The sequence below is a fragment of the Muriicola sp. genome, assembly GCF_041567615.1.
GTDB lineage: Bacteria > Bacteroidota > Bacteroidia > Flavobacteriales > Flavobacteriaceae > Muriicola.
The window spans coordinates 1-10,542 of record NZ_JBFGBM010000082.1; the positions used below are offsets into that span (position 1 = coordinate 1).

Genomic DNA, 10,542 nt, shown 5'->3' on the forward strand with positions numbered 1-10,542 from the left:
AAGAGACCTGAAAACAGATTTGCAATCACGAGATAGGGGAGCACTAGGGCGAGAAGATCGAAAAATACGATGTCGGCATCCCAAATTGTTCCATACAGGCAGGCGGCAATCAAGAGAAAGGAAAGGAGGAACAAAACGCCTTTCGCGGCGAAGATGAACAAGCTTGATCGTTTCATTGGAAATCAGTCTTCCTTCCCTGCCTTAAACAGAAAATCCTTTTCCGCCTTGGAAAGGCTTTCATAGCCCGACTTGCTGATCTTGTCGAGGATACCGTCAATTTTACGCTGGCGACTCTCCTTGTCGTAATCGATCTTGGAACCGGAAGTAGTGTTCTTTTTGCGATAGACGGTTTTTAGTGGTGCCTTCTTGTCCCGGGATTTGAATAGGGAACCCAGGCTGTCCAGCATCCTGGCGAAACCTTCTCCTATATCCTTCCCTTTGATAAGCTGGCGGGCATATACGTAGCCGAGCAAGGCTCCACCCAGGTGGGCCAAATGCCCTCCGGAATTACTGGCGGGGATAGAGATCAGGTCGACCAGCACAAAGAATGCCCCTATATACCAAAGCTTGACGTTAAAGAAAATCACCCGCACCTCCTGGTTGGGTATATAAGCACAAATAAAGATAAGCACTGCCGTAACCCCGGCAGATGCCCCGATGATGGCCGAATTGGAACCCAGGAAGACCGGAAAGACGTTATAGCTCAGCACAAACAACAGGCCTCCCAGGATCACACCCAGAAAATACACATTGATCAGCTTGCGCGCGGAGAATAGGTTCAGGAAGATCCTGGCTGAAAAATACAGCAATAGCATATTCCAAAAAAGGTGGAAAAAATCAGCGTGGAAAAAGGAATAGGTAACAATAGACCAGGGCTGGGATAAGAAAGCCATGAGGTCTACCGGTAATTCGAACCACTGGGAAATGGCATTTCTTCCCAGCCCCAGAAGAAATGGCAAAAGGGCATTAAGGATAAATACCGCGACGTTGATCACGATTAGCTTTTCCGCAAAATTCAGGCGGGCATATTGGTATCTCAATCCTCCTGTACTCATAACATCAATCCCATCTGTTTTTATTGAACTGGTTCCTTTTCCAGTACCACATCATGATAAATCCGAACAAGGCCCCCCCCACATGGGCGAAGTGCGCGATCCCCTGGCCAAAGATAGAATATCCCGTAACGCCGGAAAAGAGGTCGAGGCCAATAAGTACGGGAATAAAATACTTCGCTTTGATAGGAATGGGAAGAAAAATAAGAAAAAGTTCGCTGTTGGGATAAGACATCCCGAAAGCAACCAGGATCCCGTAAATGGCACCGGAGGCTCCTACCGCCGGGGTACTGTAGGCCATCAGGAAGTTATCTATCGTACTCCTGGGAGCCAGGTTGTACCAGGCCGGATTAAATTTCCCCTGGGAAATGATATCCATGATCTCAGGCCGGGTGAGCCCTGAGCCGAGAAGCACATCCATTCCCTCATTGAAATAGTAATAATTCACCCCCGTATGGATCAGTGCAGCCCCTATCCCCGCTGAAAAATAGAAAAAGAGAAATTTATTTTTCCCCCACATCTGTTCCAGGGGCGAGCCGAATGCCCACAGGGCATACATATTGAACAGGATATGCATAAAACCTCCGTGCATGAACATATGGGAGAGGATCTGCCAGAGGTCGAAGTTCTCATTCTCCGGAAACCAGAGGGAGAACCATTGGTACATCTGCTCCCCGTAGAGAGCCGTGGCGACGAAAAAGAGGATATTAATGATCAGCAGGTGTTTGATAGCACCGGTTAGTCTTCCCATCTATTTGAATTTATTGTCGATTTCGTTTTCGGTTAAGGTGATAAAGATCGGTTTATTGAACGGACTCAGCATAGATTCCTTACAGGCAAAGAGATCATTGACCAGGGCAAGCTGAGAAACCCTGTCCATCCGGTCTCCCGTTTTCACGCTCACAGCACTGCACATAGCTTTGGCCAGCATATCAGACTGTGAGAGGTTTCCCTCATTTCCTTGCTTATAGCCTGAGATAAGCCCGTCCAGGACGGATGCCACCTCCTTTTCGGGGACCATAGGCGGCAATCCCTTGACCGCTATATCATCATCTTCTGTATCTTCAAAGACAAAGCCCAGGGCCTGCAAATGATCTGACAGTTCTGCCAGAATATGCCGTTCATTGGGTGAGAAATGAAGGGCAACGGGAAAGAGGAGTTGCTGGCTGAGACTTTCCTTTACGGTCATGCTCCTGAGAAATTTTTCATACAACACCCTTTGGTGTGCCCTTTGCTGGTCTATGATCAGCATGCCCGAGCGGATCGTGGTGACGATGTATTTCCTGCGCAGCTGAAAAGTAGTGCCTTCACTGGGTTCATCGCCCTCGGCGTCAGGGAATATGGAACCCGTTACTACCTCTGATTCAAAGTGAACGCTGCTGAAGGAGTCCTGCTTCTGCGAACCTGACTCCAGGTCCACAAAAAGGTTCTCCCATCCCTCTGCTGATTTTTTCTGGTAACCGCCCTGGTAGGAAATTCTTGACGAGTTCTCCTCAAAGGGATTGAAACCCCGATTTACGGAGATCCCCGGGACCTCGGCTTCCTTATTCCTGTAGGCATAAGGTGTCTCCAGGTTCTGGTCCTTCTCAAAATCGAGCATGGGCGCCAGGTGGAACTGGCCTAACCCGTGCTTCACCGCAGCCCTTAAAATGGCGTAGAGGCTATGTTCGTCATCGAACTTTACCTCAGTCTTTGTGGGGTGAATATTGATGTCGATGGAATTCGGATCTACCTGCAGGTAGAGGAAATACCCCGGATGCACGTCAGGTTTAAGCAATCCTTCAAAGGCCGATGCCACAGCATGATGCAGATATGAACTTTTGATAAATCGATCGTTGACAAAGAAGAATTGTTCCCCCCTGCTCTTTTTGGCGTATTCCGGTTTGCATATAAAACCGCTGATCTCAACGACCTGAGTTTCTTCTTCCACCGGGACGAGTTTTTCATCCATTCGGTGGCCGAAGATTGCGGTGATCCGTTTCCTTAAGGTAGTGGCATCGAGATGAAACAATTCGCTCCCATTGTGGTAAAACTGAAAGCTTATCCCGGGGTGTGCCAGAGCCACCCGGTGGAATTCATCTGTGATATGTCTGAATTCTACCGCATTGGATTTCAAAAAATTTCGCCTGGCCGGAATATTGAAGAACAGATTCTTGACAGATATGGAAGTACCTTGTGGACACACCTCCGCTTCCTGGGAAATGATTTTACTCCCCTCGATACGGATATGGGTCCCCACTTCTTCGTCTGCCGGTCTGGTTTGCAAATCCACGTGCGCTATGGCCGCAATAGAAGCCAGGGCTTCCCCCCTGAAACCTTTGGTATGCAGTTGAAACAGATCCTCTGCACTCCGAATTTTGGAAGTGGCGTGACGCTCAAAGCTCATACGCGCATCGGTCTCACTCATTCCGCTTCCGTCATCCACTACCTGGATCAGGGCTTTCCCTCCGTCCTTTACGATGAGTTTGATCTCGGTAGCCCCTGCATCCACAGCATTCTCCAGCAGTTCCTTGACCACGGAGGCAGGTCTTTGTACGACCTCCCCAGCCGCGATCTGGTTGGCCACATGGTCCGGCAAGAGATGGATAAGATCTGCCATTATTCAGGAATAAATATGGAAATGTCGAAATCTATGAGATACAAAAATATGAGGATCAGAACAGCGAGGATTACCAGGAACCGGAGCCTGTAATTCCTGTCTGCACTCCTCCTGAGGTCAGACATGGCGGCACTCCATCTCGACTTAATACCCCCGGGTGAATCGGCAGTGGTCCGGTATCTGTCGAGTTTGCGTTCGATCTTATAGGGACTGCCCTCCCCCTTATCATCGTAGTATTTCGGTGAGTAGTTGAATTTCTTGTTCTTTCGCAGTCTCGTAAATCGTCCCATATCGCTCCTCCATCAAAAGTACTTAATTATAAAAAAAGTGCTGTAGGAAGCTTCCCAAAAATTGTTAACACCAGGTAAGTACTGTGGGGTACGGGCTTATCTCCCCAAAACGGCCATTTTAATGGCGGCGATAGCGGCTTCCGTGCCCTTATTCCCATGCTTTCCTCCGCTCCGGTCCTGGGCTTGTTGCAGGGTGTCATCGGTCAGGACGCAAAAGATGACAGGGGTATCGGTGAGAACATTGAGGTCTTTGATCCCCTGGGCAGTAGCACTGCATACGAAATCGAAGTGCTTGGTCTCTCCCCGGATCACACTTCCGATCGCGATCACAGCATCCGGGCCTGTTTCTTCGATCATTTTTTTGCAACCATGGGTGAGTTCAAAACTCCCGGGTACGTTCCAGCGTGTAATACGGTCTTCAGCCACCCCACATTCCAGAAGGGCCGAATGTGCTCCCTGGTAGAGGGCTTCTGTGATGGCTTCATTCCATTCAGAAACTACGATCCCAATCTCCAGGTCGGAGGCATCGGGTATTTGTGCCCTGTCGTATTGTGAAAGATTCTTGTTAGCCGTAGCCATGCCTACTGGGTTTGGGCCATCCCTATAAAGGCGTCGATATTCCTGGCCTCGTTGGCATCCGGGTAATCATCCTTGATGCGCTGAAAGTATTTCAGCGCCTTTTCCTTTTGCCCCAGTTCCAGAGCTGCAATACCGGCTTTGTGAAGGTATAAAGGCGTGGTAAGGGTGTTGTCATCCTCAGCAAAGGCCTTTTCGTAATAGCCTAGGGCATCCGCAGCCTGGCCCAGTTGGAAAAAGGCATCTCCGATCCCGCCCAGGGCGAGGGATGCAGTGATCTCCTCATCAGGGTTCACCTGCTCCAGGTATTCGATCGCCTTGTCGTATTGTTTCAGTTCCTTAAAAGCCATACCCGCGGCATAGGTCGCTATATTTGCTGAAGGAGTTCCGGAGTACTCCTCAATGATATCGAGGTAGCCGTATTTCCCTTCAGCCCCATTCAAAGCGAGGAGGAAAAGTGAATCTTTTTCTGCCGTGCCTTCCAGGGCCTGATTGAAGTATTGGTTAGGGTAGAGCATCTCATTGGCAGCACTGGCATTTCTCGGCTCCTGAACGAACTGGTTATACCCAAGATATCCCAGCACAGCCACCGCGATCACACCGATCACTCCGAGGATGTAGTTCTGGTTCCTGGCCACCCATTGTTCCGACCTGGATGCGCTTTCATCCAGGGCACTGAACACCTCAGCGGTGGTGCTTCCCTGTTCTGCAAGGGTTCTTTCCTCTTCCTTGTTCTTCGGCTTGTATCCCCTCTTTTTGTATGTTGCCATAGTTCCTCTAATTGATCGCGCAAAAATAAAGTTTTTATCGAAAACCGTAGGGTATTTATTTGTTATTTTTGGTCCGCAATGGGTCTGAGAACCCAATTTGAATTACGCTTTTCATGCATCTCGAGAAGATTTCCCTCCTCAACTACAAGAACTTCAGCGATATCGAATGCGAGTTCGATTCGAAGATCAATTGCTTTGTGGGGAACAACGGCAGGGGGAAGACCAACATGCTCGACGCCATCTATCACCTCTCCTTCGGGAAGAGCTATTTTAATCCCATCGCCACACAGAATATCAGGCACGGGGAAGACTTCTTTGTGATCGAAGGCAAATTCCAGCTCAACGGGAGGGAAGAGAAAATCGTCTGTTCCCTGAAACGAAACGTCAAAAAGGTCATACGTCGGAACGGAAAAGCTTATGATAAGCTCTCGGAGCACATCGGCCTGCTGCCCCTGGTGATCATTTCCCCTGCAGACAGGGACCTGATCATAGAGGGCAGTGAGACACGCAGAAAATTCATGGACGGCGTCATCTCCCAGTCGGATCCCGAATATCTCCACGCCCTGATCACCTACCAGAAGGCAGTTTCCCAGAGAAATGCCCTGCTGAAATACTTCGCTGCTAACCACACTTTTGATGCAGATACCCTGGAGGTCTATAATCAGCAGCTGGAGGTACACGGGCAGTACATCTACGGGAAACGGGCCGACTTCCTGAAGAATTTTGTCCCGGTCTTCCGGGAACAGTACGGGCTGATCTCCGGGGGAAGTGAGATCGTCAACCTCGTATATAATTCGGGACTGCACGAGGCTTCCCTCTCAGAATTGCTGGCTGCCAACCTGGAACGAGACAAGGCGCTTCAATACACCAGTGTGGGGGTTCACAAGGACGACCTGGATTTTGAGATCGAATCCTACCCCATCAAGAAATTCGGGAGCCAGGGACAACAGAAATCCTTCCTGATCGCCCTGAAATTCGCCCAGTTTCACCTCCTCAAAAAAAGGGTGGGCACCACTCCTATCCTGTTACTGGACGATATCTTCGACAAACTGGATGAGAACCGCGTTGCCCACATCATCTCTCTGGTGGAGGACGAGAATTTCGGGCAGATCTTTATCAGCGACACCCATGCCGATCGGACAGAAAAGATCATCAAAGAAATACACCAGACTTATAAAATGTTTCCTTTGTAATATGAGACCTATCATCACCCTGATTTTTCTATTTCTGATGGTTTCCTGCAGACAGGAAATAAAACGAGAAGACCTGGGTTACCTAGACGGATACTGGGAGATCGAAGAAGTGGTATTTCCATCGGGGGATAGCAAGAAGTACGATCTCAATACGACCGTAGACTACATCGAGACCTCCGGGATGTCCGGGTATCGAAAGAAAGTACAACCCCTTCCCGACGGGAGTTTCATCACTTCAGACGATGCGGAGGAATTCACTATTTCTTCAAGGGATGGTGGTTTTTATATGGAATACAAGAACCAGATGAGTGCCTGGGAAGAAAAGATCGAATCCCTGACCTCCTCGCATTTCTCGGTCATCAATACGGATCAGATTCGCTATCTTTATAAAAGGTATCAACCGATTAATCTGGAAGAGGATGGTTCGTAAAAAGAATAATCTAAGCCTGGGAGAGGCCCTGCAGGACTTCATCTCCTCCAACAAGTTACAGAAAGGTCTGGACAAGGTGCACGTGAGGGAGTCATGGGTCAACCTGATGGGTAATGGTGTGAACAATTACACCACAGGGATTGAGCTCAGGGAGGATACCCTCTATGTTTCCCTTTCCTCCTCCGTGCTGAGGGAAGAACTCAGTCTGGGGAAATCCAAGATTATCGATCTGTTAAACGAAGAATTAGGAAGGGAAGTGGTCAGGAAGATCATCCTTCGCTGATTCAATCCACTACAACAAAAAAGGCTTCCCTATGCAGGAAGCCTTTCTTTAAGAATCATTTGTACAGGTCAGTAGATCTCCCTGCCGGAGAAGTGGAATGCCCCTTCAATGGCTGCATTCTCATCACTGTCTGATCCGTGTATCGCGTTTTCACCAATGTCCTTTGCGAATAGCTTTCGGATCGTGCCTTCTGCTGCCTCAGCAGGGTTGGTGGAACCTATCAGCGCCCTGAAATCTTCCACTGCATTGTCCTTTTCCAGGATGGCCGATACGATGGGCCCACGGGTCATGAATTCGACCAGCTCATTGAAAAAAGGCCTCTCCTTGTGGATGGCGTAGAATTCGCGTGCATCCCTTTTGCTTAGCTGGGTATATTTCATGGCGATGATCTTAAATCCCGCAGAGGTTATCTTCTCCAGGATAGGCCCGATATGCCCGTTCTCTACGGCATCGGGTTTGATCATGGTAAATGTTCTTTTTCCTGTCATTCTAAAAAATTTTCGGCAAAAGTACGCTATCTTATCGCAACCTACAACATTAATACGGTTGCCAGAGTTCTCCCAGGACTTCGCCCCGATCCCCGACCATCCTGAAGTGCACGCGTTTCGTTTCGAAATCGAACTCCAGAGCCCCGAAACTTTTTTTGGAAACCACCTCTCCTTTCCTGAATGGATTGGGTTCACCTGAATAGGAGGTATAGACGTGGGTCAGGCCACTGCTGGTAAAATCGACAAGAGGAAAAGATAATCCATCAACCGAAGTGCTCGAAAATTCCGAAATATGTCGGTCTCCCGACAGGATGATGACCCCTTTTGCACCGGAGTCTGCGATCGTTCGCTTGAGTTTGTCAACCTCTGCAGGAAAATTCCCCCAGGTCTCAAATCCGTGCTCCGCGGAAAGCACCTGTATACTGCTCACGATTACGTTGAAATCAGCATCCGAATTCTCAAGCTCCCCATGCAGCCACGACCACTGTGCCTCCCCCAGGATGGTGCCTTCTCCATAGGTTCCGGGTCGGTATCTTTTGCCTTTTTCCTCCGCCGGAGTAAGGGGGGTCCTGAAGTACCGTGTATCGAGGACCAGAATTTTTATTTTGCCTTCCGGCCTAACGTATTCGTGAGAAGCGTACACCCCTTCCCTGTCCCTTCTGGGATCATCCCTTTCCACACCCAGGAAATCAAGGAAGACTTGCTGGCTGTCCTTCTTTGAAACGAACTCCTCTCCCCCGTCATTTAACCCGTAATCGTGGTCATCCCAGGTACCGATGACCGGGATCTTTTCCAGCAATGCCCTGTACCCGGGTACCTCCCTTTGAGCCGTGTACATGGCAGCGATTTCTGAGGGGTCACTGGTATCGGCATACACAATATCGCCTCCCCAGATCCAGACATCCGGATTCGCGGCCAGCACATCATCCCACAATTTGTTACGCACATTGTGCTTGTTACAGGACCCGAAGGTTATGGTAAAATCGCCTTGCGATTGAAGGCTTTCTCCAGTGGGCAGGGATTTACAGGCAAGTAAGACGAGGAAGATCGGTATTGCGAATATGTATTTCTTCATGCGGACCTATTTATTGCTAAGGTAAAAGAATACACTCTTCCCGAAAAGCACGTTCTCCTTTTTGGGTATTTCCTGATAATACCTCAGCAAAAGATCACAGGATCTTCTTAAGAGGGGTTCGCGTGGATATATCAAATAGTCGTATCTTTGCACGCATGAATTCAGCCGATGCCGGGGCTTTGAAAACCCTGCTTAGCACTCCGAAAAAAATAGCGATCGTCCCCCACAAGAACCCTGATGGTGACGCCATTGGAGCTTCCCTTGCCTTGTATCATTTCCTGAAGATGAAAGGGCACGGTCCTGCTGTGATCAGCCCGAACGACTACCCTGAATTCCTCAAGTGGATGCCGGGTACCGAGACCGTGATGATCTTTGATAAACAGGCAGAGGAGGCCTCAGAGATCCTCAAAACTGCAGAAGTGGTCTTTACTTTGGATTTCAACGATCTCACCAGGGTGGGTCAAATGGAAGAGACCCTGCAACAGCTGCAAGCGCCCTTCGTGATGATCGATCACCATCAGAGTCCGGCCGACTACGCCCGCATCAGGTATTCCGACCCGAGAATTAGCTCCACCTGCGAAATGGTCTTTCACACCATAGACGCCCTTGGCAGTAAGGACGACATCACCCCTCAGATAGCGGATTGCCTATATGCAGGGATCCTTACCGATACAGGTTCCTTCAAATACGCCTCCACTTCGAGCCTGACTCACAGAGTAGCGGCATTCCTCATAGACAAGGGGGCCAGGAGTTCGGAGATCCACCGTATGATCTTTGACACCAACACCCCGGGCAGGCTGCACCTTTTAGGGTGTGCCCTGAACAATATGGTGATCCTGCCGGAATACAGTACGGCTTACATCACGCTGAGCCAGGAGGAGCTAGACAGGCACCAATTCAAAAAAGGAGATACAGAAGGTTTTGTGAATTACGGTCTTACCCTGGCGGGAATCCGGCTGGCAGTGATCTTTATTGAGAACAAGGACGAAGGGATCATCAAGATCTCCTTGCGGTCTGAAGGCGATTTTTCGGTCAATGAATTTGCGCGGGCCTATTTTAACGGGGGAGGCCATACCAATGCAGCCGGGGGAAGGAGTACTCAATCCATGGAAGAAACCGTCTCTTATTTCAGGAGTCTGCTCCCGAAACACCAAAAAGAACTGAACAAATGAGAAAGGTCTTGCCCTTATTTTTGGCATTCCTGGTCATGGCCTGCCAGGGACCGGAACCCAGAAAGCCCGTGAAAGTGAAATCGGGTTCATTTATCAAAGAATCCGTGGAAAGGAACAGGAAATTACTGGCAGAAGAAGAGGAACGCATCCTCCGTGTGATTGAAAATGACAGCTTAAAGGAATACACCTCTACTTCCGAGGGAAGCTGGTACGCCTATGACCTGAAGAATGAGGTGTCGGATTACACTCCCCAGACCGATGACCTCGTTCGGTACACTTACACCTTGCTCACCCTGGATAATGATACGATCTACACTCCGGAAGAAATAGGTTTGCAGACCTACAAAGTAGACAAACAGGAACTCTTCCCCGGCTTGAGGAACAGCATCAAACTCATGAAAGAAGGGGAAACCGCGACCTTCCTTTTCCCTTCCTCTCTGGGATACGGATATTTAGGCGATAAAAACAAGATAGGGGTAAACGTCCCCCTAAAAGCCGTGATCACGATATTCGAGATCGAAAGAGAAACAGTAAATGAAACACCCTAAATTGACATAACAATGAAGAATGCACTTATTCTGCTTACGGCAATGATGATCACCCTGGTTGGGTGC

General features: G+C 49.1%; 13 protein-coding genes. 5 read left to right on the forward strand and 8 right to left on the reverse strand.

Features of this window, described 5'->3' with window-relative positions; translation table 11 throughout:
• Positions 1–182 precede the first annotated feature (182 nt).
• The 6 genes from ABYP73_RS07200 to ABYP73_RS07225 all read right to left on the reverse strand — a co-directional run bounded on the left by ABYP73_RS07200 (position 183) and on the right by ABYP73_RS07225 (position 5,287).
• Positions 183–1,055, reverse strand: coding sequence for a rhomboid family intramembrane serine protease (locus tag ABYP73_RS07200; RefSeq protein ID WP_372946196.1), 873 nt, complete (start codon positions 1,053–1,055; stop codon positions 183–185).
• Positions 1,056–1,059: 4 nt separating this feature from the next.
• On the reverse strand, positions 1,060–1,803 hold the full coding sequence (locus tag ABYP73_RS07205; protein WP_372946197.1) for a rhomboid family intramembrane serine protease: 744 nt from the start codon (positions 1,801–1,803) through the stop codon (positions 1,060–1,062).
• Positions 1,804–3,651, reverse strand: coding sequence for a DNA mismatch repair endonuclease MutL (gene mutL, locus ABYP73_RS07210; RefSeq protein WP_372973872.1), 1,848 nt, complete (start codon positions 3,649–3,651; stop codon positions 1,804–1,806).
• Positions 3,651–3,941: a riboflavin synthase subunit beta gene (locus tag ABYP73_RS07215; RefSeq protein ID WP_372946376.1), complete on the reverse strand. Its 291-nt coding sequence runs from the start codon at positions 3,939–3,941 to the stop codon at positions 3,651–3,653. Before ABYP73_RS07215 ends, mutL begins: the two co-directional genes overlap by 1 nt.
• 96 nt (positions 3,942–4,037) lie before the next feature.
• Entirely contained in the window at positions 4,038–4,520 is a 483-nt protein-coding gene (gene ribH / locus ABYP73_RS07220; RefSeq protein ID WP_372946378.1) for a 6,7-dimethyl-8-ribityllumazine synthase, read from the reverse strand.
• Between the two features lie 2 nt (positions 4,521–4,522).
• Positions 4,523–5,287: a tetratricopeptide repeat protein gene (locus ABYP73_RS07225; RefSeq protein WP_372946379.1), complete on the reverse strand. Its 765-nt coding sequence runs from the start codon at positions 5,285–5,287 to the stop codon at positions 4,523–4,525.
• Between the two features lie 113 nt (positions 5,288–5,400).
• Between ABYP73_RS07225 and ABYP73_RS07230 the strand changes: the two genes are divergently transcribed.
• The 3 genes from ABYP73_RS07230 to ABYP73_RS07240 are packed head-to-tail and all read left to right on the forward strand — an operon-like array spanning position 5,401 to position 7,193.
• Positions 5,401–6,480 carry a DNA replication/repair protein RecF gene (locus ABYP73_RS07230; RefSeq protein WP_372946380.1) on the forward strand — a complete coding sequence of 360 codons (1,080 nt, stop codon included), beginning with the start codon at positions 5,401–5,403 and terminating at the stop codon, positions 6,478–6,480.
• A gap of 1 nt (position 6,481) precedes the next feature.
• Complete coding sequence (locus ABYP73_RS07235; RefSeq protein ID WP_372973873.1) at positions 6,482–6,910, forward strand: hypothetical protein; 429 nt, start codon at positions 6,482–6,484, stop codon at positions 6,908–6,910.
• Positions 6,900–7,193: a DUF721 domain-containing protein gene (locus tag ABYP73_RS07240; RefSeq protein WP_372973874.1), complete on the forward strand. Its 294-nt coding sequence runs from the start codon at positions 6,900–6,902 to the stop codon at positions 7,191–7,193. The genes ABYP73_RS07235 and ABYP73_RS07240 overlap by 11 nt, the downstream gene beginning before the upstream one ends.
• A gap of 68 nt (positions 7,194–7,261) precedes the next feature.
• On the opposite strand, the gene ABYP73_RS07245 is transcribed toward ABYP73_RS07240, so the two are convergent.
• Together ABYP73_RS07245 and ABYP73_RS07250 are read right to left on the reverse strand one after the other, a co-directional pair.
• Complete coding sequence (locus tag ABYP73_RS07245; protein WP_372946097.1) at positions 7,262–7,681, reverse strand: nucleoside-diphosphate kinase; 420 nt, start codon at positions 7,679–7,681, stop codon at positions 7,262–7,264.
• Positions 7,682–7,730: 49 nt separating this feature from the next.
• Positions 7,731–8,756, reverse strand: a complete 1,026-nt coding sequence (locus ABYP73_RS07250; RefSeq protein ID WP_372973875.1) for an alkaline phosphatase D family protein — start codon at positions 8,754–8,756, stop codon at positions 7,731–7,733.
• Positions 8,757–8,911: 155 nt separating this feature from the next.
• On the opposite strand from ABYP73_RS07250, the gene ABYP73_RS07255 reads away from it, so the two are divergent.
• Entirely contained in the window at positions 8,912–9,928 is a 1,017-nt protein-coding gene (locus ABYP73_RS07255; protein ID WP_372946095.1) for a bifunctional oligoribonuclease/PAP phosphatase NrnA, read from the forward strand.
• Positions 9,925–10,476 (forward strand): gliding motility-associated peptidyl-prolyl isomerase GldI, encoded by a 552-nt coding sequence (gene gldI, locus ABYP73_RS07260; protein ID WP_372973876.1) that lies wholly within the window; start codon positions 9,925–9,927, stop codon positions 10,474–10,476. The genes ABYP73_RS07255 and gldI overlap by 4 nt, the downstream gene beginning before the upstream one ends.
• Positions 10,477–10,542 lie beyond the last annotated feature (66 nt).